This is a genomic window from Robiginitalea sp. (assembly GCF_982776155.1).
Map to the genome: position 1 here is coordinate 23,018 of NZ_CEXZKX010000007.1, position 24,462 is coordinate 47,479.

The window sequence follows — 24,462 nt, forward strand, 5'->3', positions numbered from 1 at the left end:
ACATAAAGCGGCCCCTCGTTGTATCCATCAGCAGTTCAACTATGCTCAACCTGAATATTGCGGACGAAACGGCCCGGCTCCGGGCTGTAGTGCTCGGGACTGCCGCAGATAGCGGCCCGGTGCCCGACCCTGCGGAAGCCTATGACCCGAAATCCCTGCAGCACATCCTGGCGGGGACCTATCCGGAAGAGGCGGATATGGTCCGGGAAATGGACGGATTTGAGGCGGTGCTCAAAAAGCATGGGGCCCGGGTTTTCCGCCCGGAAAATATCCCGGGATGCAACCAGATATTTTCCCGGGACATCGCCTTTGTGGTGGATGACAAAATGGTGGAAGCGAATATCCTGCCCGAGCGGGAACGGGAATTCGAAGCCATTGTCCACGTACTCGACAAACTCGGCCCCAGCCAGTTGTTGGTCCCGCCCGAGGAGGTGCATGTGGAAGGCGGGGACGTGATGCCCTGGAAGGAATTCCTCTTTGTGGGTACCTATACAGCCCGGGATTACCCCGGCTACATCACAGCCCGTACCAACCGGGAAGCGGTGGAATACCTCCGGGAGGCATTTCCGAACCGGGAGGTTAAGTCGTTTGAACTTCGCAAGCACAACACAGACCCCCGGTTGAATGCGCTGCACCTGGACTGCTGTTTCCAGCCCGTGGGCCATAACCTGGTAATCCTGCACCGGGAGAGCTTTATCCACGCCAGGGACTACGAATGGTTGCGCAGTTATTTTGGTCCGGAGAATGTATTTGAGATCACCACCGAAGAAATGTACCGGATGTTCAGCAATGTGTTTTCCATATCCCCCGAAGTAGTGGTAAGCGAACAGAGCTTTACCCGCCTGAACGCCTGGCTGGAATCTCGCGGCCTGCAGGTAGAAACCATCCCCTACAACGAGGTGGGGAAACAAGGCGGGCTCCTGCGCTGCAGTACGTTGCCGCTGGCCCGGGAGCCGGGGTAAAGCCCCGGGCATCCGGCGGGATGAATCCGGTAAAATAAAGTGGGTGCCTCTCCGCGATTTTGGTACCGGAAATAGCTAATTTTGATTCCGGATTCCACGCGGCAATCCCTCAGGTCCCCAATTTCGAATTCAAAAAAAATCACGTTCTCCATATGCAGATTACCGATTCCATATTGATGATTCGCCCGGTGCAGTTCCGCATGAACGAGCAGACGGCAGTCAATAATTATTTCCAGGAAGACCTGAGCCTGAGCGATGCGGAAATCAACCGCCGCGCCCAGGCTGAATTCGATGGGCTTGTCCGGGTTTTGGAAGCTGAAGGCGTCTCCGTCATGGTCGTGGAGGACCGGTTGGAAACGGATACCCCGGACTCCATCTTCCCCAACAATTGGATTTCCTTCCACCGGGGCGGTATGGTGGTTATCTATCCGATGTTTGCAGTGAACCGCCGGCGCGAGCGGCGGGAAGACTTGCTGGACCGGCTGGAAGAGGCGGGCTTCCGGATTACGGAAGTGGTGGATTACACGGCCGCAGAAGCGGACGGGGTGTTCCTGGAAGCCACAGGGAGCGTAGTCCTTGACCGGGAAAATATGAAGGCATACTGCGCCCTATCCGAGCGGGCCGACGAAGGGTTGCTGATAGAATTCTGCGAGGATTTTGAATTGCTGCCCGTGGTTTTCACGGCCTATCAATCCGTGGACGGGCAGCGAAAGCCCATCTACCACACCAATGTGATGATGTGTGTGGCGGAAGCATTTGCCGTTATTTGCCTGGAGGCCATTGACAATCGGAAAGAACGAAAATTTGTAGCCGACCAATTGCGGCAGGACGGGAAGGAGATCATTGAGATCACCGAGGCGCAGGTCCACGCCTTTGCAGGGAATATGCTGCAACTCCGGAACGGCAAAGGGGAGCGGCTCCTGGTGATGAGCGAGAGGGCGCGTCAGTCCCTCACGCCTGCGCAAATCCGGGCCATCGAAATGACCTCCCGCATCGTTTCCAGCCCGCTGGATACCATCGAGACCTGTGGGGGCGGTAGTGCGCGTTGTATGATTGCCGAGATATTCCTTCCCAGGGAAGAAGCGTAATTCCAGCGGTCTCAGGCGGTCTTGGCGATATTCCGGATCATCCCCCCGAAAATGAAATAGTGGAACGGCAGGACGCTGTACCAATAGAGCCTCCCTTTCAGGCCCCGCGGCCGGAAGGTGGCATTCTGATGCAGGTAGTTGTCCGAATCGATTCGAAACTCCAGCCAGGCCTCGCCCGGGAGTTTCATCTCGGCGAATAGCAGGAGGCGCCCCTTTTCGCGGTCGGCCAGCAGGACCCGCCAGAAATCCAGGGAATCGCCCGTGTAGATTTTGTCCGGTTGGGTCCGGCCCCGACGGAGCCCTACGCCCCCGCCCAGTTTGTCCAGCAGCCCGCGGATTTTCCACAGCCAGTTCATGTAGTACCACCCGGTTTCGCCCCCAATTTTCCAGATATTTTCCAGGACGGCCTCCCGGTCGGTGATCCGGACTTTTTTATTGTCGGTCAGCACCCCGTATTTCGGGACCTGGATGTATTTTTCGAGCTGTTGGTTGAAGCGGCCGCTGACCATGCTGTCCTTCCAGCTGCTCACCACCAGGTTCTGCTCGATTTTCTTGAATGCGAGGTCGATGGCCTGCTGGTAGGTAATGGTTTCGATGCCCAGGATGTCCTGGAGTTTCCTGTCGCGGGCCACCACTTCCATCTTCATGCTGTCCACGAGGTTTACGGCGAGTTTATACGAGGTGGAGGTGACAAAGTACAGCCAGTATGACGAAAGTTTGGGGGTCATCACCGGCACGGTGAAGATCCAGTTCCGGAATCCCCGCACGCGGGCATACCCGTGGAGCATTTCCTTGTAGGAGAGCACATCCGGCCCGGCGATGTCAAAGGACTGGTCAAAGGTCTCGTTTTGTCCGAGAACCCCGGTGAGGAAACGGATCACGTCCCGGATGGCGATGGGCTGGGTCTTGGTCAGCACCCATTTTGGGGTAATCATCACCGGCAGTTTCTCGCAGAGGTCCCGGATGATTTCAAAGGATGCGCTGCCGGAACCGACGATGATGCCCGCCCGCAGAACAGTGAGCTGAAACGGCCCGGTATACAGGATGTCCTCTACCTGTTTTCGGGAGCTGAGGTGTTTGGAAAGTTCCTCGTTATTGACGATGCCACTCAGGTAGATGACTTGTGTGGGACGGGCCACCTCCATATAGCTGATAAAATTCCGGGCGGCCTGCGCCTCCTTTTTATCAAAATCGCCCGTGGAGGTGCTCATGGAATGGATCAGGTAATACGCGGCGTCCAGCTTTTCGCTCAGGCGTTCGGGTTCGGGTTCTTTCAGGAAGTCAATTTCGACGATTTCAATGCGGTCCAGCATGTCCTCGTCCACGGAGAGCCGGTTCCGGTCGCGTACGGCACAGACCACCTGGTGTCCGGCATCCAGCAATTGGGGCAATAGCCGCATACCGATGTACCCGTTGGCGCCGGTGAGCAGGATCCTCATGTTTCGGGGTTGTGTTGTTCGGGATGCCCGGGCGGGGCGGGGGGATGCTGGTCTGCCTTGTAGCCGAGCAGTTTCACAAAAAATTTCTGGACGGCTTTGGTGTCGGCAGCCACCCGGACAAAATGGTGGTCCGAATGGACCGTGTAGACCCCCAAATCGCCTTTGTAAAGGGTGAGTTTGTAATAGGGGATGACCAGGCCAAAAGTTTCGAGCAGGGACCGGAACCGCAGGATGATGCCGCCGGGGCGCATTTCGATATTGCAGGAATCCCGGTTGTTGTCCAGGAGCAGCAGGTTTCGAATCTCGACGCTGGCTTCCCTGATAATCAGTTTCGGCGACCCGATGCCGTTCATGGCCCAGCGTTGTTTCAACGGAAACGGTTTTCCGACGAGTTTTTCAATTCGCCGGTCGAGCTCCCGGTTTGTGTAGGAGACGTTAACCAGCATGTGCAAAGATTTCCATAGCGTTGTTTTACCCCTAAAGATAACCAAAACGGCCGGGGCGGGGAAACCCGGCGGAAATGTGTAATTTTGCCCGTTCAAAGCAAAGTAATATGGCGTTGGAAAGCGTATTGACCCGGGGCGTACGAGAGGCGGTTTCCAGGGAATTCGGGGTTGAACTCGAAACCGTGGAACTCCAACCGACCCGCAAGGAATTCGAAGGGGATATCACTGTGGTGGTTTTTCCCATGCTGCGGCAGGTCAAGGGGAACCCTGCAGCCATCGGAGAGGCCATCGGGGCTTACCTGGCCGAAAACCTGGAAGAGGTCAGCGGGTATAACGTTATCAAGGGCTTTCTGAACCTGGTAATCGACGATGCCTGGTACCTGGAATTCTTTACCCGGATGCGCGCGGATGCGGATTACGGTTTACACACGGGGGCGCGGCGGGGCTCCATCCTGGTGGAGTACTCTTCGCCCAATACCAATAAACCGCTGCACCTGGGGCATATACGCAACAACCTGCTGGGGTATTCGGTGTCGGAAATCCTGAAGGCCGCCGGTTACAAGGTCTACAAGACGCAGATCATCAACGACCGGGGAATCCATATCTGCAAGAGCATGCTGGCCTGGAAACGCTTTGGAAACGGGGAGACCCCGGCCCAGTCGGGCCTGAAGGGCGACAAGCTTGTAGGGAATTACTACGTGGCCTTCGACAAGGCCTATAAGGAGGAAATCGCCGAATTGACCGCCGGGGGGATGGATGAAAAGGAAGCCGCCAAATCGGCGCCCATTCTGCTGGAAGCCCAGGATTTGCTGAGGCGCTGGGAGGCTGGCGACCCGGAGGTTGTGGACCTCTGGCGGAAGATGAACGGCTGGGTATACGACGGTTTTGAAGCGACCTACCGGAACCTGGGGGTGGATTTCGACAAGCTCTACTACGAAAGCGATACCTACCTGCTCGGCAAGGATGTCGTGGCGGACGGCCTGGAAAAAGGCGTGTTTTACAAGAAGGAGGACGGCAGCGTCTGGATAGACCTGACCGACGAGGGCCTGGATGAAAAGATCGTGCTGCGCGCCGACGGGACGGCTGTTTATATGACCCAGGATATCGGTACGGCCATTCAGCGTTTCCGGGATTACCCGGATATTACCGGGATGGTCTATACCGTGGGGAACGAGCAGGACTACCACTTCAAGGTGCTGTTCTTGATCCTCAAGAAGCTCGGTTTTTCCTGGGCCGAACACCTCTACCACCTGAGCTATGGCATGGTAGACCTGCCCGGCGGCAAAATGAAGAGCCGGGAAGGCACCGTGGTGGATGCCGACGACCTGATGCGGGAAATGGCTGCCACGGCCGAATCCATCGGGGAGGAAATGGGAAAACTGGACGGGTACACCGCCGAGGAGAAATCTGCCCTGTACCACCAGATTGGGCTGGGGGCCCTCAAATACTTCATCCTTCGCGTGGACCCCAAAAAGCGCATCCTTTTCAACCCGGAGGAGTCTGTGGACTTCCAGGGGAATACCGGGCCGTTTATCCAGTACACCTATGCCCGGATCCGATCCATCTTGCGCAAGGCGGGCGACGGCTATGCGGTACCGGACAAGGACCTGTTGTCGCTTAGCCTGCACGAAAAGGAAAAACAGCTATTGAAGGATTTGCTTGAATTCCCCGAAGTGGTTCTTCAGGCGGCCGAACAATACAGCCCCGCCCTGGTCGCCAACTACACGTACGACCTGGTCAAGAACTTCAACTCCCTCTACCAGCAGGTTTCCATCCTGGGCGAAGAAGATGCCGTCCACCGGAATTTCCGGGTGCAGCTCACCGGGGAGGTGGGCCGGGTGGTAGCCCGTGGCTGCAAGTTGCTGGGCATCGAAGTCCCGGAGCGTATGTAAGCCGGGGGACCCCAACCCGGCGTAAAGACTATTGCCAGAGCGTTTCCCCCAGTGTTTCCCGGGGGGGGTCCGTGCCGATACCCCGTGCTGGTTCGAAAGGGGGTAAGCCCCGTGCTGGTGCGAAAGGGGGTAAGCCCGGGGCTGGTACGCAGGGGGTTACTCCCGGTCCTGATCTATCACCGACAGGATTTTCTGAATCTCCTCGAGCAGCGGCTGGTAGTGCATTTGCTCGGTGTAGACGGCCGTCAGGATAAAAATCAGCACATTGTTTTCGAATTGCCTCGATTCGAGCAGGGGCAGGTTGGTACCCGGATCCGGGCTGGGCGTCATGCCCAATAGTCCTTCAGCCAGGCCGTTCTCCTCAAAAATGCGGCGGATGCTGCCCGTCCCGCTCCGGGCTACATCCAGTACACGGTAGCGCTGTTCCCTCAGCGAGGTCTCCTGCTGGCGGATGCGTTCAATCCGCGAATTCCAGCCAGTCAGTTTATTGCGCAGTTCGGCATTGGACAGGATTTCCAGCCGGCCCGCGCTGAGCAGTTCCTGCAGGAGCGAATTGTTGGGGTTGTAGGCAAAATCGTCGGAGAAGGCCTGGAAGAGCAGCCGGGACATCTCGGCATCGCTCAAAACCGAATCGGGGTGCGCGATGGCCTCGGCAATGGAGCGGGCCTTCACGTAGGTGTCCCGGTTTACCTTGATGAGGACCTGCAGTTTGGCCCGGCTTTGCTCAAACTCCTCCTGGAGCCCGGCCAGGTAAAATTGTTCCCGCTCCCGCTTTTTATATTCCTCACTCAAATCGCTGATCCACAAGGCGATCAGGATACCGATGACAATCAGGATTACTTCGCCCACGGCGTAGATGGCATATCGGGTGAAATTCCGGTTTTCGAGGACCTGGAGCCGGGCTTTGCGCAGAATACGGAGCATATACGAGAATTTCTATGGCGGGATTTATCCGGATTACCGGATTAAATGTAGCAGTTTTTGGAATATCCGTCCCGAAGCACCAGAAAAAAGCCCCTGGTTTCCAGGAGCTTTTTGACAATTCTCAGAAAATAGGTGGATTACGCGTCAGCTTTTTGGGGGATTCCTCCCTGTTTTCTTCTCTTTCCTCGCGGCAATTTCCTTTCCGCATGTGCTACCATGAGCGGCTTCCTCAAGCCCTAGAAGCGAACCCGGAGGCTCAGGTTGGGCGTCAAGCCCAGGGACACGTTCTCCACCAGCTCCACCTCGTTCTGGTCATTCAACCGGTAGTACGTGTTCAGGATGTTCCGCCGCCCGGTCAGGTTCAGCACGGATGCACCTACGGAAGCGCGTACGGTTTCGGAGAGCTCAAATCCATAGATCGCCGAGGCATCGGCCCGGAAGTATTCCGGAAGCCGGCTGCTGTTCGGCTCGGAAAAATTCACCCGGTTCGGGAATACCGAGGTATCCACGGAATTCGGTTCCGGTTCGGGTTCTGTATAGGGCCGGCCGGTCCGGTAATTTACCCCGATACCCAATTTGAGGTTCCCCGAGGTGTAGTTTGTCCCGAAACTTATCGTGTGGCGGATGTCCAGGTTATTGGGAAATTCTGCAGGGTCCAGATCTTCAAACCGATAGTCGTTCCGGTTCCAGGCATAGCTGACCCAGCTGCTCCATTCGGCGCTTTTGAAGTTCAGCAGGGCCTCCACCCCATGTACGCGATACCGTCCCAGCTCCCCGTTGAACTGGTATTCGTTCTGGAACCCCTGGGTGTCCGTGGTGATGCCGTCCACTTCCTTGTAGAAGCCCTCGATCCCGGCTATCCAGTGGCCCCTGTCGTGGTGTAGCCCCAGGGAGATCTGCCGGCTGGTTACCAACGGGAGGTTCTGGTCGTCCGCCAGGATCCACCGCCGTTTTTCGATGCCCAGGAAATTTTGTTCCAGGTCAATCTTCTGTAGGCTCGTCTGGTTCTTCATCTCCCCCAGGACGCCGAGGACCAGGTGGGGGCGAAGCTTGTACTGCAGGTTGAGCCGCGGCTCCAGTCGGAACCGGTCAAAGTCGTCCGGGTTGCTCAGGTAATTCAGGCGCAGGCCGGCCCGCGCGTCGAGTCGTTTCCCGGGCCCCGTATACCGCCATTCGGAAAACAGGGCGTGGGTGTAAAGCACGTCTTTGATTCGGCTCAGGAACGGGGGTTGGTTCACCTCGGAATTGTTGGTGATGCCGGTGACCAGGAACTGGTAGCCCGCCTGCCAGTTTATATACGGGTTGAGGGCATAGTCCATTTCGGTCTTCAATGCGGTCTCCTCCACTTCATTGGCCTGGAAGAGCTGCTGCTGGCTCGCTTCGGTGGCGTAATAGGAGTCCAGGAGGTAGCGGGTGAAATACCCGCTGACGGCCGTGGAGAAACGGTCCGACCATTCGCTGGTCAGCCTTCCGCCCACCGCCAGGTTGGACTGGTCCAGCCGGCTGCGGTTCTCAGTGCTGTCGGCGGCCAGGACCTCCCGGTAGGAAAGCTGATTTTCGATATTCAGTGCGCTCACCCGAAATTTGTGGTAAGCGTTCAGGTCGTAGAGCAGTTTCGCGCTTATATCGTAAAAGTAGAAGTCTTCATCCCGGCTTTGAAATCGCTCCGTATTTTGCCCGCCCGGGCCGCTGACCTGCGTATCCTGGAATGCGCGGTCCGAGAAATTCGAATAGGTGGGGGTGTTTAGGAAATCCGTCACGGAGCGCCTTCCCGAGACCTGGATGGCCAGGCGGTCCGAAATAGGGATATGGCCGTAGGCATCCCCGCTCAGCAGGTTCAGCCCGGCCCCGCCAAAATAGGTTCGTTCCACCTCGTCGTGGGTGTGCATACTGATAATGCCGCTGAGCCCGTCCCCGTACCGGGCGCTACTGCCGTTCTTGATGATTTCCACTTCCCGCGTCAGGTAGGGGTTGAAGGCGGATATCAGCCCGAAGAAATGCCCGGACTGGTACATCTTGATCCCGTCCCAGAGCAGCAGGTTCTGGTCGTTTGTGCCTCCCCGGATATTGATATTGGAAACGGTCTCGTCCACACTTTTGATACCCGGCAGGGCCTGGATGGTTTGCAGGACGTCCGGTTCGGTCAGGCCGGGCAAAACCCCGAATTCCGAAGGCATCATCAGGATGCTGCCGTTGTCCCCGCGCCGGAGGCCGCTGGTGAGAAACTTGTAGACGACCACCTCCTGGAGTTCCTGGTAGCGTACCGCCAGGAGGAGCGGGGTACAGCGGTCCCTCCGTACCAGTTCTTCCGCCCGCATATAGCGCGTCCGGAATCCGAGGTGGCGGATCCTCAGGGTGGCACCCCTCGGGATTTCCTGCAGCCGGAAAGCCCCGTCCGGTCCGGTAACCGTGGCAATACTGCTTCCGAGTACTTCCACGGACGCCCCGGAAATCGTATTGTCCTCAAAATTATCGTAGACCTGGCCGCAGATAGTTACCAGGTTGCTTTTGGCTACCGTATAGTACCGCTCGTTGAGTTTCTCGATCCGGAGCTGGATTTGCTGCCGGAGCTCTTCGAGCACCGGCTCAAGGGGCAGGCTGGCCAGGAGGTCGGCAGGCAGGCCCACCCGAAGGTTTCCCAGGTCCTCGTCCACATAGGAAAACGCCACCTGGTGACGCGCTTCCAACTGCCGGAGCAGGCCGATGACATCCTGTTCCCCGGCGGTCTGCCCTCGGGCAATTGCGGAGGCGAACAGGGCCAGGAGAAGGAGGAACGGGTAAAACGACCGGACCTTACGGAGTTTCTTCGGCATATATAAGTACTTTGTTACCGGCTACTTCATAGGTAAGTTGTAGCGGGGCACTTATACTTTGTAACGCCAAATCCATATTTGTGTTGCTGATGGTCCCGGTATATCGCCGGGAAAGATCGAAGCCGCGGGTCTCTACTTCCATATTGTACTGGCGGCGGAACTCGTCGATCACGAAGGAAAGGGGCATGGACCGGAAGGCAGTTTCCTCCCCGGTCCAGGAGGGGCGGTCTCCTTCAACCGTTTCGGATTTGAAGGCGGTGGAACCGACTACCCGGTAGGCGCTTCCCGCCGGGAGTTCAATGGTCTTGCTTTTGTGAGTTACCCGGACGCGGCCCTCGTAACAGCTGACGATAAACACATCGCCCCGCTGGAGGACATTGAACTGGGTGCCCAGAACAGCTACGGTACCGGCAGGGGTTTCCACCGTAAAGGTTTCCCCTTTGGCAACCTTAAAGTAGGCCTCGCCAGTGAGGCGGACCTGCCGCTTTTCATCCCATTTTGTCTTGCTGTAGGTGAGTTCGGAGCCCGCATTGAGCAGCACCTCCGAGGCATCCGGCAGGCGCAATTCCTGGCGTTGGGCAAATTCGGCTTCCACGGTGGCCTCCAGGGAGTTTATATAGAAGTATCCGGCAGTCAGCATCAGGATCACGGCCGCAGCGATGCTCAGCCAGCGAACGGCTGGCTGCAGTCGGCGCACTTTTCCGGTGTTGCCGGCCCGTGCCTGCTGCACGCGGTCCAGGGCCGCTTCCGTGTCGAATGCGGGGCCTTCCAGGCGGGACGAAACAGACGCAATGCGCTCGTAGGTCTCGAATTCAGGGGAATCCCTGAAGACCTTCATTTCGGCTTCCGTAAGCTCGCCGTTCAACCATTTTGCCAGATAATTCTCTTTCACAATGAGATACTTTACACCTCTTAAACAACTGTTTAGTAGGATACCCTACCTGGAATATCCATTTTTTGACGTATTCCGGGTAAAGATATTAAATAATCGGTGTGTGGTGCGTTTTGGCTGTGAGGTGGAATCCGTGGACAAACCGCATTTGATTTCAGTGGACGACCCGCAGGTGGGAGGTCAGCCCGAGCTCGTGAAACAGGCGGGACAGTTCTTCCCGCATCTTCTTTTCAAACCGGAAGTACAACAGGAAATACAGCGGCAGCCCCAGGAGGTCGATCCAATGATCCCGGATCTGCCGTTTCTGGCCCAGGCTCTGGAAGTATGCGGAGCGGTGGTAGCGCCCCATGAGCAAAAAACAGAGGAAGCCTGTAAAACAGCCCAGGCAAAGCGCGGCAGTATACCATCCCGGGGAAGCCAGCCAGGATCCCAACAGGAGCATTACCAGCATCAGGTGGACAAATAAAGCCATCCGGATACTGCGGCGATAGTGCAGGAAGGATGCCACCGCCCCCCGGAGTTGCCGGGAGGTGTGCCCGGCCGCGGAACGCGAAGGGCGGAAGCCATTGGCGCGCAGCTCGGCGGTTATCCGCATCAACTCGGGTAGCGACAGGACTTGCTGGTTTGTTTGAGGTGTTCTCATTTACGGGTTGCACAGCCTGAAATCCGCGGAAATCCGGCTCAGGGAAGCCCAAAATAGGAAATTTTGCGCCCTGCCCGGGTTGAACGGCCTTCTAATCGGCTGATTTTCGGTAAGATGTATGATTTTTCCGGGGAATGGCGCCCCGGTTGGTGTCAGAACCTACAAACCGACCAGTTGGTCTGTAAGTGGTTGACTGTGAATTATTAACAGGTGTCCCGCCCGAAGTTCAGATACCGTCGATCTCTTCCCGGAGCGATTTCAGGGCCAGGTGCATGCGCTTTTCGATGGCTTTGACACTCACCCCTTCGATTTCGGCGATCTGCACGTAGGTTTTCCCGTCGATCCGGTTGAGCAGGAAGGTGGTCCGCTGGTTCTCGGGCAGGGCCGAAAGGGCGGCTTCCAGTTTTTCCTTGAATTGCTGCTCTTCCAGCAGGAACTCGGGACTTTCCCGCGTCACGTTTCCGCCGGGTTCCCGATGTTTCAACCGGACTTTTTCGGCTTTGATAACATTCAGGTACAGGTTGTTCGCCACGGTGGAAACAAAGGCCCGGGCTTTCTCCGGGGCCACCTTGGCGCAATTCTCCCAGAGCTTTACAAACGCTTCCTGAACGGCATCGTGGGCTTTTTCCTCATTGCCGAACTTATAATATATGTAGTTGAAAATCGTTTTTGAATGGGTGCGGAAGATCTCGCTATATACCTGGTCGTCACAGACGTTGTCCATACGGGTGTTTTGATGGGTTGGACGCGTTTTTCAAAGATATCCCAAATATTTTAACAATCCGGTAGGGTATTTCAAAAGTTGGTTGTTCTATAGGAAACGAGCATTCAACAAAAATCCAAATCGTTATGAAAAAGTATGTTAACCTCGCCACCTACACACTATTCCTTCTGGCTATTATGGCCTTTACCTCCTGCCAGTCGGAATTTGAAGAGGTAAATACCGCGGATACACAAGGCGAATCCTTTGCGGCGAATTCCTCAACGGCCCTGCTTATTGAGAAGACCGCCCGCCTCGATGGCTCTTTCGACAATATCGTCGATGGTTCGAGCTGTATTGCCTTGAATTTCCCCTATTCCGTGAATGTAAACGGAATCGACCTGGTGATTGATTCCCGGGAAGACCTCCACCTGATCGAGGAAATTTTTGACGAGTTTGAAGAAGATGAGGACATCCTGGAGATCATATTCCCCATTACCATCACCACCAAAGACCTGGACGAGCTGGTCATCGAGGGCCCCGACGCCCTGGAGGAATTGGTCCGCGATTGCGTGGAAGGCGGGGACGATGACGATATCGAATGTATCGACTTCGTCTATCCGATAACCTTTTACACCTTCGACGTAAGCAATACGCAAACCGGCCAGGTGACTGTGGAGAGCGACGAACAGCTTCAGCGCTTCCTGAAGGAACGCGGGGGTGACGATATCATCAGCATCCAGTACCCGATCACCCTGGTGAAGTACGACGGAACCGAGATCCGCGTGAGCAGCAACGAAGAACTGGCAGTTGCCCTCGATACGGCCCGCGACATCTGTGATGAGGACGACGATGACGATTACAACGACGACGACTTTGACGAGGAGCGCCTGGCAAACCTGCTGACGGAATGCCCCTGGATTGTGCTGACCGTAGAACGGGATGCAGCAAACCTCTCGGATCGGTATGAGGCCTACAAAATGTTCTTCGGCGTCGATGGCGCTGTGGAAGTGAAAGACCGCGAAGGCAATACCCTGGTGGGCGAATGGAACCTGCGGATGTCCGACCACGGCGTCTTGCTGCAACTCAGCTTCGATACCCTGGTGGACTTTAACCTGACCTGGCTGGTCTACGATATCGGCGATGGCAAGATCAAGCTCTTTGCCGAGGGAGGAAACCGCATCATCATGAAAATTGCCTGCGGCGACCCCGGTGGCATCCTGCCGGGAACCCTTGCCGAAATCCTGCGCGAATGCAGCTGGATCATTAAAAAGGTGAAGAACCAGGGCGAGGAGATCGACCGCCTGCTCGGATATGAATTTGAGTTCCAGGCCGAAGGCGTGGTAACGCTGAGCAACGGGGTTACCGTGAGCGAAGGCACCTGGGAAGTAGCCACCAATACCGAAGGCCAACTGGTACTGGCCATCTCCATGGGAGACGAGCCCGGGGTCAACTTTGAATGGCCGCTGCGCGAACTCCTGGACAACCGCCTGAAATTCGAGGTGGAGGAGATCGACTACGAACTGATCCTGCTGCGCGTATGCCCGGGGACTGTTGACAACGACGTTGCCGAAATCCGCAATGTCCTGATGGGGGGCGACTGGATGGTGGCTGCCTATACGGAGACCTACATGGAGGAAACCGTTGACGCCACGGCTGAATTTGCCGGGTTCGACTTCAATTTCGGCGCCGAGCACGTCCTCACGGTGAGCACCAATATGGATCCGTTGAAACAAGGACTCTGGCGTGTTGTTCGCGACAGCGAAGGCAAGATCAAATGCTACCTGAACCTCGGGGACGACGATGACCTGCTGTCGGAACTGACCGAGGATTGGGAATTTGTCTCCATGACAGAAAGCCGGATTGAGCTGAAGGATATCAGCGGAGACGGTAAAGTTTCGGTACTCGTATTTGAAAAATAAATGATTGTTACCATGAATTTCAACTGAAATTCTTTTTTGCCCCAATTTTGACGGAAGGGCGGTTTCCCGAAAGGGAAGCCGCTCTTTTTTTGGCCCTATGTTAATCCCTTCCGGATTCGTACCTTTGCCATTGCTGAAAAACGAGGCAAATTATGTTTGATAGCTTAAGCGAGAAACTGGACAAGGCGATGCACGTGCTTCGCGGGCACGGGCAGATTACGGAGATCAACGTGGCGGAGACCACCAAGGAAATCCGCCGGGCCCTGCTCGACGCGGACGTCAACTTCAAGATCGCCAAGGAGTTCACCAATACGGTCAAGGAAAAGGCCATCGGGCAGAACGTGCTTACCACGCTGCAGCCCGGGCAGCTGCTGACCAAGATTGTCAAGGACGAGCTCACCCAGCTCATGGGCGGGGAGGCCGAAGGGGTGGACCTGCAGGGGAGCCCGGCGGTAATTCTGATGTCCGGCCTTCAGGGTTCGGGTAAGACCACGTTTTCCGGGAAGCTTGCCAATTTCCTCAAATCAAAGAAAACAAAGAACCCCCTGCTGGTGGCCTGCGACGTCTACCGCCCGGCAGCTATCGACCAGTTGCACGTGGTGGGAGACCAGATCGGCGTCCCGGTCTTTTCCGACAAGGAAGTGAAGGACCCGGTACAACTCGCCAAGGCCGGGGTGGCACACGCGAAACAAAACGGACACAATGTGGTGATCATCGATACGGCCGGTCGGCTGGCCGTGGACGAGCAGATGATGACCGAGATCTCGAATATCCGCGACGCGGTTAGCCCCGGCGAAATACTCTTTGTGGTGGATGCCATGACCGGGCAGGACGCGGTGAATACGGCCAAGGCCTTTAACGATGTGCTGGACTTTGACGGGGTGGTACTCACCAAGCTCGACGGGGATACCCGTGGGGGGGCGGCCATTTCCATCAAATCCGTGGTGGACAAGCCCATCAAATTTATCGGTACGGGGGAAAAGATGGAGGCCATCGATGTATTCCACCCTTCCCGTATGGCCGACCGGATCCTGGGGATGGGCGACGTGGTTTCCCTGGTGGAGCGCGCCCAGGAGCAGTTCGACGAAGAGCAGGCCCGGAAGATCCAGAAAAAGATCGCCAAGAACCGGTTTGGTTTTGACGATTTCCTGAGCCAGATCCACCAGATCAAGAAAATGGGCAGCATGAAGGACCTGGTGGGGATGCTCCCTGGGGCAGGCAAGGCGCTCAAAGGCATGGACATCGATGACGACGCCTTCAAGCACATCGAGGCCATCATCTATTCGATGACGCCGGACGAACGCTCCAATCCGTCCCTGCTGGACGCCCGCCGTAAAAAGCGGATCGCTGCGGGAAGCGGCACGAGTATCCAGGAGGTAAACCAGCTCCTGAAACAGTTCAACCAGATGAGCAAGATGATGAAGATGATGCAGGGCGGCGGCGGCAAGAAGATGATGCAGATGATGCAGAACATGCGGCCCTAGGGCCAAAGATACCGGTCCGGAAGCAGGGCACCCGGCCGTACGTAGTATGCGGGCCGTTACCCGCTTCGCAATTACCCGGCCAATACAGCGTCAACAGCTATACCATAGAAAAACCAGAATTGCTTAAAAACCAACCCGATGAACCTATTAGACGGTAAGAAGCTCTCCAACGAAATCAAAGATGAAATTGCCGGGGAGGTGGCCCGGATGAAGGAAAAAGGAGAAAAAGTGCCGCACCTGGCGGCCGTAATCGTCGGGGAGGACGGCGCCAGCCTCACCTATGTGGGGAGCAAGGTGCGGGCCTGCGAGCGCATCGGTTTTGAATCCACGCTTAAGAAATTGCCGGAATCCACCACCGAGGAAGAATTGCTCGCCGTGGTCCGGGAGCTCAACGCGGACCCGGCCATCGACGGGTACATCGTCCAGCTGCCTTTGCCCGCCCATATCGACGAACAGAAAATCCTGATGGCCGTGGACCCGGACAAGGATGTGGATGGTTTCCACCCTGCCAATTTCGGGAAGATGGCCCTGGAGCTCGAAACGTTTATTTCGGCCACTCCTTACGGGATTATCGAAATGCTTCGCCGCAATGGGATAGAAACCTCGGGAAAACACGCCGTGGTGATCGGCAGGAGCCATATTGTGGGGCGGCCAATCAGTATCCTGCTCAGCCAGAAAGGCCCGGCGGGCAACGCAACGGTTACCCTGGCCCACAGCCGCACGAAGAACCTGGCCCATCTGACCCGTCAGGCGGATATCGTGGTTTCCGCTCTGGGCGTACCGAATTTCCTGAAAGCGGACATGGTGAAGGAAGGGGTAGTGGTCATCGATGTGGGGATAACGCGTGTCCCGGACGCCAGCCGGGAACGCGGCTATTACCTCTGCGGGGATGTCGACTTTGAAGCCGTCAGCAAAAAAGCCTCCTGGATTACCCCCGTTCCCGGCGGTGTTGGGCCGATGACCATTGCCATGCTGTTGAAAAACACCCTGCTGGCCCGGCAGCGCCACCGGGGCTAATCCCGGTTCCTGCAACCCGGGTAGGCCAATGCCGCTGGTCCCGGTTGTAGCCGCCAGGCAAGGCCAACCCGGCCCATTCCGGAAATTTTTATCCCTGCACCCCTCCCGGGACCGCGTTAACCGGCGGGTTCCCGGCTTACTTCCTGCTGCTGGTGGAGTTGCGTCTCCTCCTCGTTTGGGGTCAGTGTTTCGAATTCCGGGTCCATTTCATCGTTGGTGCAACCCAGGAGGGAACCTGCGGCTATCGCCACAACCCATGCCATCTTCAATGGTTTCATAGCGGACGGTTTAAGGCGCATGTTGCGCCGTGACTCTTAAAAGCCTAACGTCCGGTACGCGGAATTCTTATGAAGTTTTCGACGAACGGGGGAACTGCAGATCACCCCGCCGGCGCACCCCGGATGCCAAAAATCCCGTATCTTTTTGGAAAATTCCATAAATGCGAATGCAATACTTCCCATTCCTCGCAGGCCTCCTCCTGATGGCATGCGGGAATCCCGATGGCCAACGCACTGCAGAAATCTCGGTGTCCTTCAGCAGCGGCGCGAGTGATTCTGCCCTGGACGGCCGGCTGCTGTTGATGCTGTCCAGCGACCCTTCGGGCGAACCGAGGTTCCAGATCGGCACGGGGCTGAACACCCAGCTGATCTTCGGGATGAACGTGGATGGTATGGCCCCCGGGGAGACCCGGAGCTTTACCGGTGAGGAACCCGGCTTCCCGTATGCAGACCTGACAAGCGTGCCCCTGGGGGAATACCGGGCCCAGGCCTTGTTGCACGTGTACGAAACGTTTAACCTCTCCACCGGGCATACGGTGAAACTGCCCATGGACAACGGGGAAGGCCAGCAATGGAACCGTTCCCCCGGCAACCTGTACAGCCAGCCCGTCACCGTGCAGGTTACCGAAGACGGGATCAGCGGCCTTGAAATCGTGATGGACCAGAAGATTCCGCCCATCCCGGAACCCGCGGATACCCCCTGGATCAAACACATTAGAATCCGCTCGGAGCGCTTGTCGGAATACTGGGGCCGCGACATGTACCTGGGGGCCCACGTGCTGTTGCCCAAAGGTTTTGAGGAGCATCCGGAGGCCCGGTATCCGCTGATGGTCTTCCACGGGCATTTCCCCTCGGATTTCGGCGGTTTCCGCACCGAGCCGCCAGACCCGGGCCTGGAACCCGAATATTCCGAGCGCTTTGACGTGGAGGGGTACAACATTATCCAGCAACAGGAAGCCTATGATTTCTACCAGCGATGGACCTCCCCGGACTTCCCCCGATTCCTGATCATTGAAATCCAGCACCCGACCCCGTATTACGACGACTCCTATGCCGTGAATTCGGCCAGTCAGGGACCCTATGGGGATGCGATCACCTATGAGCTTATCCCGTATATCGAAGAGCAGTTCCGGGGCCTGGGCGAAGGATGGGCCCGCTTTCTGTACGGCGGTTCCACCGGGGGTTGGGAAGCGTTGGCAGTCCAGGTAAAATACCCCGAAGAATACAATGGCTGTTTTGCGGCCTGCCCGGACCCGATCGATTTCCGGGCCTATTGCCTGACAAATATCTACGAGGACCAAAACGCCTATTGGTACGACAGCGAACACAAAACACTGGAAGTGCCAGCGCATCGCGATTACCTGGGCCATATCCAATCGACGGTGCGGGAGCAAAACCACCTGGAAGCCGTCCTGGGCGACAAAAGCCGCTCGGGCCAGCAATGGGATATCTGGGAGGCAACTTATTCGCCCCAGGGAGCGGATGGCTATCCGGAGCGGATCTGGGACAAGCACTCCGGGGAGATCAACCGCGAAGTGGCCGAATACTGGCGGGAGAACTACGACCTGCGCCATATCCTGGAACGCGACTGGGAGAAACTGGGACCTTCCCTCCGGGGAAAAATCCACATTTATTGCGGGGACATGGATAATTACTATTTGAACAATGCCGTGTACCTGATGGAGGACTTTTTGGAGCAGACCACCGATCCGTATTACGAGGGGGAAGTGCTGTACGGGGACCGGGCCGAACACTGCTGGAACGGGGACCCGGAATTGCCGAACCATATCAGCCGGCTCCGGTACAACAGCATGTATGTACCCAAGATCATGGACCGTATCGCCCAATCGGCACCGCCCGGGGCAGACCTGGAGAGCTGGCGCTACCGGTAGTGCCCGGATGAATAATTAAAACGATACAATGAGTTGGCGATCTACTACCAATAAAGTGTCCTGGGTGGCCTTCGGCACCCTGGCAATTGCCATCGGGCTCTATCCTTTGGTCTACCTGGCCATGGACCGCGATATGGGGCTATTGGGCTCCAAAAGCGACGAGTTGCTGGCACAGGCCTCCTGGCAGGTAGCTTTCTACGGGCATATCGCCCTGGGCGGCCTCAGTTTGCTGGTGGGCTGGACGCAGTTCAGCCGTCGTATCCGCAGGAAATATCTCAGCTGGCACCGCAGGCTCGGGACCATCTATCTGGTGGCTGTCCTGATCAGCGGGAGTTGCGCCATCTTCCTGTCCTTTTACGCCACCGGTGGCTGGGTGCCGGGGCTGGGTTTCTTCCTTCTGGGGGTTTTCTGGATATATTTTACCCTTCGCGCCTACCGGGCAGTCCTGCAGTCGGATTTCCGGCAACACGGTCATTGGATGGTCTACAGCTACGCCGCCTGTTTTGCAGCGGTTACCCTCCGGATCTGGATGCCCGTCCTGATTTTTGGCCTGGGGGATTTTTTGACCGCGTATAAGATCGTGGCCTGGCTGTGCTGGGTCCCGAACCTGGCGTTTGCCTGGTTTTGGGTGCGCAGACGGGGCATGGAACTGGGGTAAATGCTTATTTTTAGGGTATGCAGCCCAAAAGAACCCAATCCGAGAACCCGGATTTCCGTTCCCTGGTGGCACGCCTGGATGCGGAGTTGGCCGCTCGTGATGGGGAGGACCATGCCTTTTACAACCAGTTCAATGGGGTGGAAGCCCTGGGCCGGGTGGTGGTACTCTACAATGGGGCAGTTCCCGCGGGATGCGGCGCCCTGAAACCCTTTGGGGAAGACGCGGTGGAAATCAAGCGGATGTACACGTTGCCCGCCCACCGGGGGCGCGGGGTCGCCAGCCGGGTGCTGAAGGAGCTGGAAGCCTGGGCGCGGGAAGACGGTTTTTCCCGGGTGGTTTTGGAAACCGGGAAACGGCAACCCGAGGCCATTGCGTTGTACGAAAAACACGGGTACCTTCGGATTCCGAATTATCCCCCCTATGAGGGGGTCGATAACAGCGTTTGCTTTGAAAAACGATTTGGCCGTCTGCAACCGGAAGCCCCGGAAGGACGGGAAGCACCGGGGGGCGGAAGCTCCGGTAACCCGGAACAATAAATATTTATATTATGAAATACAGAGATTTTGGAAGTACTGGCTGGCAGGTCAGCGAAATTGGCTACGGTATGTGGGGCATGGCGGGTTGGAAAGGTTCTGACGACGACCAGTCCGAGCGGTCCCTGGACCTGGCTGTGGAACGCGGTGTAAATTTCTTCGATACCGCCTGGGGGTACGGGGAAGGCCACAGCGAACGGTTGTTGGGGGAATTGCTGCGCAGGCACCCGGATAAAAAGCTCTATGCAGCCAGCAAAATCCCCCCGAAAAATTTCCAATGGCCCGCTAAGCCTGAATACAGCCTGGAGCAGTCCTATCCGGCGGAACATATACGGGAGTATACGGACAAAACGCTCGCCAACCTGGGAACGGAACAGATCGACCTGATGCAGTTCCACACCTGGGACGACCGCTGGGCAGACCGTGAGGAATGGAAGCGTGCCGTGGAGGACCTGAAGAAACAGGGGAAAATTGCCGCAATGGGCATCAGCATGAACCGCTGGGAACCGGAAAACGGAATGCGCGCCCTGGAATCCGGGTTGATCGACGCCGTTCAGGTGATCTACAATATTTTTGACCAGGCACCCGAGGATGTACTGTTTCCCTATTGCCGGGAACATGGAATCGGGGTGATTGCCCGGGTACCTTTTGACGAGGGGACACTCACCGGGAACATCACCCGGGATACCGTTTTCCCTGAGGGCGACTGGCGCGCCACGTATTTTGTACCCGAGAACCTGGAGGCATCGGCAGACCGGGCAGACCGGCTGCGTGAGCTGGTCCCCGAAGGGATGACCATGGCCGAGATGGCCCTCCGTTTTATCCTGGAGAATCCGGATGTGGGCACGATCATCCCCGGGATGCGCAAGGCGCCCCACGTAAAGGCCAACACCGGGACAAGCGACGGCAAGGGGCTGCCGGCGGGGTTGAAGGAGCAATTAAGAGATCACCGCTGGGACCGGGTCCCGACGAGTTGGTCGCAATAGCCCGTTGCGAAACCGGGTTGCCATAACCAGAGAACATATGAAACGCATTGCTTTTCGGGCCCTGATCGGGGCGGTATTCTTCTATATTTTCAAACTCGTGCTGGGAGGGGTATACACTCCGGAAGCCTTTTTCAGGGAGGCGAAGTACGCCCTGGCCTTCGGTGTTTTCTACGCCGTGTTCCTCCTGGCGATGGATCGGTTCGGCAAGAATAAAAAAAGGGACTGACGCCAAACTACCGCCCACTGCGCCCCAACTGCCGCGGGCCGGCAGCCCTCTAGGTTCACCCCGGTTGCAAAGCCCGCCCAAAGGGCCGGGTTATTTGGCGAACAACTGGTCCATGTTCCTGAAGGCTTTGAACTCCAGGGCATTCCCGGCGGGGTCCAGGAAAAACATGGTGGCCTGTTCCCCCACTTCCCCCTTAAATCGGATATAGGGTTCAATTACGAAGGAGATTCCTTTGCCCTCCAGTTTTTTGGAGAAAGCCTCGAAGGTCTCCCACGGCAGGACCACCCCGTAGTGGGGTACCGGTACATGTTTCCCGTCTACCGGGTTGGTGTGGAGGGATTCCGCGGACCGGGGTTTGTAGTGGATGACCAACTGGTGGCCAAAGAGGTTGAAGTCAACCCATTGGTCGCTGCTCCTGCCTTCCTCGCATTCCAAAACGTCCCGGTAGAATTTGCGGCATTCGGCGAGGTTGTGGACGGGGATGGCGACGTGAAAGGGGGTGATGTTTTCCATGATCGGGTTTTCCCCAAAAATACAAAATTCCGCAGGGGCTGCCCCATCAGGATTCCGAAAGGAAGGCGACAATCCGCTTGTTGACGGCCTCCTGGTGCATGGAGTGGCCGAGGCCTTCGGTGGGGACCAGCACGCTTTCCCGCCACGCGTTGTGGACGCGTACGGAGGCGTGAAACGGGGTAATCGGGTCGGATTTGTCGTGCAGAATCAACCCTTTTTTGGGATTCCCCTCCACAAACCGGGAGGTGGAGAATTCATGGGTGTGGTACCCGAACTCTTCAAAGATAAATTGGTCCAGTGCCTGCATCACCCGGTCGTTAAAACCTACGATTCGCTGGTAGTCCTCCATAATTTCATAGAATTCGGAAGGCGATCCGATCGTCACGATTTTTTCCACGCCCTCATTCGGATGCCGGTGGGCGTGATACAGGGCCGTCATTCCCCCTACGGAGTGCCCGACGATGTACCGGGGTTGGAACTTCTGCACCATGTGTTCCACGCATTCGGCATACATCGGGACATGCATGTAGGTTCCGGAAGAATAACCGTGGGCCGGGGCGTCAAAGGCAACGATGTGGAACCCGGCTTCCCGAAGGTGCCCGATGAGGTTGCGCCACCTGAAGGTATTGCTCTCCCATCCGTGGATCAGCAGGACCACCGGGCCGTCACCCGACCATTGGTAGGTCTGGATCTGGTGATCCGCCACGGATTCCACCTTGTGCCGGGCTGCCTGCAAATAATCTTGCTGCGCGGGTTGTACGCGGCCCCGGCGGACTTTACTGAAAACGAAAAACGCCTTCCGGGCGGCCCGGGATGGGCTGATAAGGACCAGCAGGTTCAGGTACCAGCCGATCAGCCGGGGTTGTAATCTCTTCAGTGCGGTGCGTAATTTATTCATAGGGGGGCTGCTGCCTTTCGTGCTTGCAACTTCAAAATAAAGGGAAATATCCGAGGCCTCAAAAGTGCCCTCAGTCCGAGTTGGTCACAAAAGCGATGTACCGGCTGTCGGGAGACCAGCTGGGTACATTGATGGTCCCCTGCCCGCCGTATACATAGGCGATCGCCACCGGCTGCCCTCCTTCGTATGGCATGATGCGCAACATGCAGTGCTTGTAAAAAGGGTGGTCGCCGGACGGGACGCTCGTTGGGAAGCTGATCATTACCACCTGTTTCCCGTCCGGGGATACATGCGGGAACCAGTCGTTGAACCGGTCGTGGGTCAGTTGGGTTTGTTCGGAGCCGTCGGGCCGCATCCGCCAGATCTGCATGGTGCCCGTGCGGTTGGAATTAAAATAGATCCACTGGCCGTCCGGGCTGTACTCCGAGCCGTCGTCCAGGGTTTCTTGGTTGGTAAGTTGGGTTTCCTTCCCCGAGGCCACATCCACCGCATAGATGTCGTATTGCCCGTTCCGGTTGCCGGTAAAGAGCATGGTCTGCCCATCCGCGGACCATCCGTGGAGGTAGGAAGCGCCCAGGCCTTCCCCGGTTACTTTTTCCGGATGGTCGCTGCCTTCAATGGGCAGGTGGTAGATGGACGAAACCCCTCCGTCGTCCGGGTTGTGGTGGCTGATGGCAATTCGGCTTCCGTCGGGGAGGAGTACGTGATCGTTGTTGTTGGAATCCGCAAACCCGGTATTGAGGACCCCGATGCGCCCGGATTCCAGGTCGTACGTATAGAGATAGCCGTTGGAATTGTAGATCAGTGTTTTTCCGTCGGTGGTCCAGTTGGGAGCCTGGATGCTATGGGCCGAATAAAACAGTACTTTCCGCAACCCCGTCTTCAGGTCCAGGACCTCGAGCCGGCTTCCCAGGTAATCCCGATAGGGCGTATCCTGCGGGCTTTCCGGTTTGATAATGCGCACGTTGCGGAATGTCGCGGTCTCCGATACACCCGGGTTGTGGGAGCAAACGTACAGCCCTGCAAACAGCTCCGGATCGAGCGACAGTACCTGGCTTACCGATTCAAAAGGTTCCCCCATCCGGGCTACGGAGAGCGTCAGGGTGTCTCCCCGGCGTTCCAGCTGCACCACATCGGGAGCGCGGGTTTCCAAGGGGTTTTCCAGGGTTTCCGCCCCGGTGGCCGCGCGGTATTGCAAGGCGGTTGTTCCATCCCCGTGGACGCAGGCATTTGCATGGGCCGCGTCGGGGCGAAGGGATTCCCGGACCATCCACCCGATTTTACGGTGCGGGTCGGCCCCTTCCCCTTCAAAGGCCATTTCGGCCCGCAGGATAAAATCGCCGTTGACGCTGGTCCAGGCGTAGTGGAAGGAATCGCTGCCAAACCACATATTCGCCCCGGCTCCGGTGATCCGATAGGTGCCGGTTTCGGATTCATATTCGGCCGAGCCGGGTACCTGTACCCCGCCAATATCCTGGTTTCTGTCAAAGATGCCCGGGCCGGACTGGGCGCTTCCGGTAAGTGTTGCCATCAGGCAGGCAGCCGGCAAAAGATACCGGAGGAGGTGGGTGTGGATAGATCGCATGTTGTATGAGTTGAGTGGCCGACATGGCGGGACTCTTTCCCCCCGGGCAGCCAAAAAGACAAGATATGAAAAATTGCGGACGCGTCCTTAATCCCAGCCTACCATCAGGTATTTCACCGGCGCCGTATCCGGGATCTGCACGGCTTCAATGGGGTCCTGGGAATAGCGCAGGGAGGCCGGGAGCGATTCCTTGGAAATCGTTACGTACACGTCCGTGCCTTTGAACAGGACGAGCACATTGTTCAAAGAAGTGATGATCTTTCGGATTTCGTATTGTTCCTTGATTTCCCCGAAGGTGCTGCCCAGGTGGATGTCCCGGTCGGTGGCAAAGCGTTTGTCGTGTACCCGGATATTGCCAATCCGGCCCAGGCTGTCGCCGGTGGGGCTGAGGGTCAGCAAATGTTTCCCTCCTTTTTCATACACCTCAATCCTTCCGGCATTTCCCAGTTGGGTCCGGGTGGTGTCCCGCACCAGGGAATCGGCCTGGTACACGCTGTCGAGCTGTGCGAGGGTGTGTGATCGACGGAGCTTGCCGACCTGTCCGCTGGAAATCAGGAAAGGGTCCCCGGCCGGGTCGTTCTGGCAACCTGTCAATAAGAGAAACACGGTTGAAAATAATAAGCCTAAAAGGCAGGCGGAGGTATGTTTCATGCGATTCGGGCGTTCGTTGA

23 protein-coding genes are annotated in these 24,462 nt (G+C 57.0%); 11 read left to right on the forward strand and 12 right to left on the reverse strand.

The genetic code is table 11. The features are described 5' to 3' along the window. Positions 1–41 precede the first annotated feature (41 nt). Together AC3DKS_RS12400 and ctlX are read left to right on the forward strand one after the other, a co-directional pair. Positions 42–962, forward strand: coding sequence for a dimethylarginine dimethylaminohydrolase family protein (locus AC3DKS_RS12400; protein WP_474731841.1), 921 nt, complete (start codon positions 42–44; stop codon positions 960–962). Between the two features lie 152 nt (positions 963–1,114). After that, complete coding sequence (gene ctlX, locus AC3DKS_RS12405) at positions 1,115–2,050, forward strand: citrulline utilization hydrolase CtlX (RefSeq protein ID WP_474731843.1); 936 nt, start codon at positions 1,115–1,117, stop codon at positions 2,048–2,050. An 11-nt stretch (positions 2,051–2,061) separates the two neighbouring features. On the opposite strand, the gene AC3DKS_RS12410 is transcribed toward ctlX, so the two are convergent. Together AC3DKS_RS12410 and AC3DKS_RS12415 are read right to left on the reverse strand one after the other, a co-directional pair. Further along, a complete protein-coding gene (locus AC3DKS_RS12410; protein ID WP_474731845.1) occupies positions 2,062–3,489 on the reverse strand; it encodes an SDR family oxidoreductase in 1,428 nt (475 codons plus the stop codon). Then, positions 3,486–3,935 carry a hypothetical protein gene (locus tag AC3DKS_RS12415; protein WP_015753986.1) on the reverse strand — a complete coding sequence of 150 codons (450 nt, stop codon included), beginning with the start codon at positions 3,933–3,935 and terminating at the stop codon, positions 3,486–3,488. Before AC3DKS_RS12415 ends, AC3DKS_RS12410 begins: the two co-directional genes overlap by 4 nt. Positions 3,936–4,042: 107 nt before the next feature. Here AC3DKS_RS12415 and argS point away from each other — a divergent pair, with 107 nt between their 5' ends. After that, complete coding sequence (argS, locus tag AC3DKS_RS12420) at positions 4,043–5,827, forward strand: arginine--tRNA ligase (RefSeq protein WP_015753987.1); 1,785 nt, start codon at positions 4,043–4,045, stop codon at positions 5,825–5,827. Between the two features lie 156 nt (positions 5,828–5,983). Here argS and AC3DKS_RS12425 read toward each other — a convergent pair whose 3' ends face one another. From AC3DKS_RS12425 to AC3DKS_RS12445, 5 genes are all read right to left on the reverse strand, one after another. Beyond that, complete coding sequence (locus tag AC3DKS_RS12425) at positions 5,984–6,751, reverse strand: DUF6090 family protein (RefSeq protein ID WP_474731848.1); 768 nt, start codon at positions 6,749–6,751, stop codon at positions 5,984–5,986. Positions 6,752–6,987: 236 nt separating this feature from the next. Then, positions 6,988–9,564, reverse strand: a complete 2,577-nt coding sequence (locus AC3DKS_RS12430; RefSeq protein ID WP_474731849.1) for a TonB-dependent receptor — start codon at positions 9,562–9,564, stop codon at positions 6,988–6,990. Next, a complete protein-coding gene (locus AC3DKS_RS12435; RefSeq protein ID WP_272608276.1) occupies positions 9,545–10,456 on the reverse strand; it encodes a FecR family protein in 912 nt (303 codons plus the stop codon). Before AC3DKS_RS12435 ends, AC3DKS_RS12430 begins: the two co-directional genes overlap by 20 nt. Before the next feature lie 154 nt (positions 10,457–10,610). Then, positions 10,611–11,099, reverse strand: a complete 489-nt coding sequence (locus AC3DKS_RS12440) for a hypothetical protein (protein WP_272608278.1) — start codon at positions 11,097–11,099, stop codon at positions 10,611–10,613. 226 nt (positions 11,100–11,325) lie between these two features. Beyond that, positions 11,326–11,823: an RNA polymerase sigma factor gene (locus AC3DKS_RS12445; RefSeq protein WP_015753992.1), complete on the reverse strand. Its 498-nt coding sequence runs from the start codon at positions 11,821–11,823 to the stop codon at positions 11,326–11,328. 125 nt (positions 11,824–11,948) lie between these two features. Between AC3DKS_RS12445 and AC3DKS_RS12450 the strand changes: the two genes are divergently transcribed. The 3 genes from AC3DKS_RS12450 (at position 11,949) to folD (ending at position 16,222) form a co-directional block, all read left to right on the forward strand. After that, a complete protein-coding gene (locus AC3DKS_RS12450; RefSeq protein ID WP_272608280.1) occupies positions 11,949–13,721 on the forward strand; it encodes a hypothetical protein in 1,773 nt (590 codons plus the stop codon). Positions 13,722–13,873: 152 nt separating this feature from the next. After that, positions 13,874–15,205: a signal recognition particle protein gene (ffh, locus tag AC3DKS_RS12455; RefSeq protein WP_272608283.1), complete on the forward strand. Its 1,332-nt coding sequence runs from the start codon at positions 13,874–13,876 to the stop codon at positions 15,203–15,205. Between the two features lie 138 nt (positions 15,206–15,343). Next, complete coding sequence (folD, locus tag AC3DKS_RS12460; RefSeq protein ID WP_272608285.1) at positions 15,344–16,222, forward strand: bifunctional methylenetetrahydrofolate dehydrogenase/methenyltetrahydrofolate cyclohydrolase FolD; 879 nt, start codon at positions 15,344–15,346, stop codon at positions 16,220–16,222. 116 nt (positions 16,223–16,338) lie between these two features. Here folD and AC3DKS_RS12465 read toward each other — a convergent pair whose 3' ends face one another. Continuing rightward, positions 16,339–16,500 carry a hypothetical protein gene (locus tag AC3DKS_RS12465; protein WP_272608287.1) on the reverse strand — a complete coding sequence of 54 codons (162 nt, stop codon included), beginning with the start codon at positions 16,498–16,500 and terminating at the stop codon, positions 16,339–16,341. 167 nt (positions 16,501–16,667) lie between these two features. On the opposite strand from AC3DKS_RS12465, the gene AC3DKS_RS12470 reads away from it, so the two are divergent. Genes AC3DKS_RS12470 through AC3DKS_RS12490 form a run of 5 tightly spaced genes read left to right on the forward strand, consistent with a single transcriptional unit; the run spans position 16,668 to position 20,795 of the window. Then, positions 16,668–18,392: an alpha/beta hydrolase-fold protein gene (locus AC3DKS_RS12470; RefSeq protein ID WP_272608289.1), complete on the forward strand. Its 1,725-nt coding sequence runs from the start codon at positions 16,668–16,670 to the stop codon at positions 18,390–18,392. Positions 18,393–18,420: 28 nt separating this feature from the next. Continuing rightward, on the forward strand, positions 18,421–19,050 hold the full coding sequence (locus tag AC3DKS_RS12475) for a DUF2306 domain-containing protein (protein ID WP_272608290.1): 630 nt from the start codon (positions 18,421–18,423) through the stop codon (positions 19,048–19,050). A gap of 17 nt (positions 19,051–19,067) precedes the next feature. Beyond that, positions 19,068–19,586: a GNAT family N-acetyltransferase gene (locus AC3DKS_RS12480; protein WP_336298667.1), complete on the forward strand. Its 519-nt coding sequence runs from the start codon at positions 19,068–19,070 to the stop codon at positions 19,584–19,586. Between the two features lie 11 nt (positions 19,587–19,597). Further along, positions 19,598–20,569, forward strand: coding sequence for an aldo/keto reductase (locus tag AC3DKS_RS12485; RefSeq protein WP_272608291.1), 972 nt, complete (start codon positions 19,598–19,600; stop codon positions 20,567–20,569). Between the two features lie 37 nt (positions 20,570–20,606). Further along, on the forward strand, positions 20,607–20,795 hold the full coding sequence (locus tag AC3DKS_RS12490; protein ID WP_015754001.1) for a hypothetical protein: 189 nt from the start codon (positions 20,607–20,609) through the stop codon (positions 20,793–20,795). Positions 20,796–20,885: 90 nt separating this feature from the next. Here the strand turns inward: AC3DKS_RS12490 and AC3DKS_RS12495 are convergent, their stop codons facing one another. The 4 genes from AC3DKS_RS12495 to AC3DKS_RS12510 all read right to left on the reverse strand — a co-directional run bounded on the left by AC3DKS_RS12495 (position 20,886) and on the right by AC3DKS_RS12510 (position 24,442). Beyond that, positions 20,886–21,308 carry a VOC family protein gene (locus tag AC3DKS_RS12495; RefSeq protein ID WP_015754002.1) on the reverse strand — a complete coding sequence of 141 codons (423 nt, stop codon included), beginning with the start codon at positions 21,306–21,308 and terminating at the stop codon, positions 20,886–20,888. A gap of 46 nt (positions 21,309–21,354) precedes the next feature. Further along, positions 21,355–22,206 carry an alpha/beta fold hydrolase gene (locus tag AC3DKS_RS12500; protein WP_015754003.1) on the reverse strand — a complete coding sequence of 284 codons (852 nt, stop codon included), beginning with the start codon at positions 22,204–22,206 and terminating at the stop codon, positions 21,355–21,357. A 70-nt stretch (positions 22,207–22,276) separates the two neighbouring features. Further along, a complete protein-coding gene (locus AC3DKS_RS12505; protein ID WP_272608295.1) occupies positions 22,277–23,791 on the reverse strand; it encodes a TolB family protein in 1,515 nt (504 codons plus the stop codon). An 87-nt stretch (positions 23,792–23,878) separates the two neighbouring features. After that, a complete protein-coding gene (locus AC3DKS_RS12510) occupies positions 23,879–24,442 on the reverse strand; it encodes a hypothetical protein (protein WP_041327051.1) in 564 nt (187 codons plus the stop codon). Positions 24,443–24,462 lie beyond the last annotated feature (20 nt).

Excerpts from the sequence above, each read along its gene's own strand:
- AC3DKS_RS12400 (WP_474731841.1), top strand. The coding sequence starts at position 42 with ATGCTCAACCTGAATATTGCGGACGAAACGGCCCGGCTCCGGGCTGTA.
- ctlX (WP_474731843.1), top strand. The coding sequence starts at position 1,115 with ATGCAGATTACCGATTCCATATTGATGATTCGCCCGGTGCAGTTCCGC.
- AC3DKS_RS12410 (WP_474731845.1), bottom strand. The coding sequence starts at position 3,489 with ATGAGGATCCTGCTCACCGGCGCCAACGGGTACATCGGTATGCGGCTA.
- AC3DKS_RS12415 (WP_015753986.1), bottom strand. The coding sequence starts at position 3,935 with ATGCTGGTTAACGTCTCCTACACAAACCGGGAGCTCGACCGGCGAATT.
- argS (WP_015753987.1), top strand. The coding sequence starts at position 4,043 with ATGGCGTTGGAAAGCGTATTGACCCGGGGCGTACGAGAGGCGGTTTCC.
- AC3DKS_RS12425 (WP_474731848.1), bottom strand. The coding sequence starts at position 6,751 with ATGCTCCGTATTCTGCGCAAAGCCCGGCTCCAGGTCCTCGAAAACCGG.
- AC3DKS_RS12430 (WP_474731849.1), bottom strand. The coding sequence starts at position 9,564 with ATGCCGAAGAAACTCCGTAAGGTCCGGTCGTTTTACCCGTTCCTCCTT.
- AC3DKS_RS12440 (WP_272608278.1), bottom strand. The coding sequence starts at position 11,099 with ATGAGAACACCTCAAACAAACCAGCAAGTCCTGTCGCTACCCGAGTTG.
- AC3DKS_RS12445 (WP_015753992.1), bottom strand. The coding sequence starts at position 11,823 with ATGGACAACGTCTGTGACGACCAGGTATATAGCGAGATCTTCCGCACC.
- AC3DKS_RS12450 (WP_272608280.1), top strand. The coding sequence starts at position 11,949 with ATGAAAAAGTATGTTAACCTCGCCACCTACACACTATTCCTTCTGGCT.
- ffh (WP_272608283.1), top strand. The coding sequence starts at position 13,874 with ATGTTTGATAGCTTAAGCGAGAAACTGGACAAGGCGATGCACGTGCTT.
- folD (WP_272608285.1), top strand. The coding sequence starts at position 15,344 with ATGAACCTATTAGACGGTAAGAAGCTCTCCAACGAAATCAAAGATGAA.
- AC3DKS_RS12465 (WP_272608287.1), bottom strand. The coding sequence starts at position 16,500 with ATGAAACCATTGAAGATGGCATGGGTTGTGGCGATAGCCGCAGGTTCC.
- AC3DKS_RS12470 (WP_272608289.1), top strand. The coding sequence starts at position 16,668 with ATGCAATACTTCCCATTCCTCGCAGGCCTCCTCCTGATGGCATGCGGG.
- AC3DKS_RS12475 (WP_272608290.1), top strand. The coding sequence starts at position 18,421 with ATGAGTTGGCGATCTACTACCAATAAAGTGTCCTGGGTGGCCTTCGGC.
- AC3DKS_RS12480 (WP_336298667.1), top strand. The coding sequence starts at position 19,068 with ATGCAGCCCAAAAGAACCCAATCCGAGAACCCGGATTTCCGTTCCCTG.
- AC3DKS_RS12485 (WP_272608291.1), top strand. The coding sequence starts at position 19,598 with ATGAAATACAGAGATTTTGGAAGTACTGGCTGGCAGGTCAGCGAAATT.
- AC3DKS_RS12490 (WP_015754001.1), top strand. The coding sequence starts at position 20,607 with ATGAAACGCATTGCTTTTCGGGCCCTGATCGGGGCGGTATTCTTCTAT.
- AC3DKS_RS12495 (WP_015754002.1), bottom strand. The coding sequence starts at position 21,308 with ATGGAAAACATCACCCCCTTTCACGTCGCCATCCCCGTCCACAACCTC.
- AC3DKS_RS12500 (WP_015754003.1), bottom strand. The coding sequence starts at position 22,206 with ATGAATAAATTACGCACCGCACTGAAGAGATTACAACCCCGGCTGATC.
- AC3DKS_RS12505 (WP_272608295.1), bottom strand. The coding sequence starts at position 23,791 with ATGCGATCTATCCACACCCACCTCCTCCGGTATCTTTTGCCGGCTGCC.
- AC3DKS_RS12510 (WP_041327051.1), bottom strand. The coding sequence starts at position 24,442 with ATGAAACATACCTCCGCCTGCCTTTTAGGCTTATTATTTTCAACCGTG.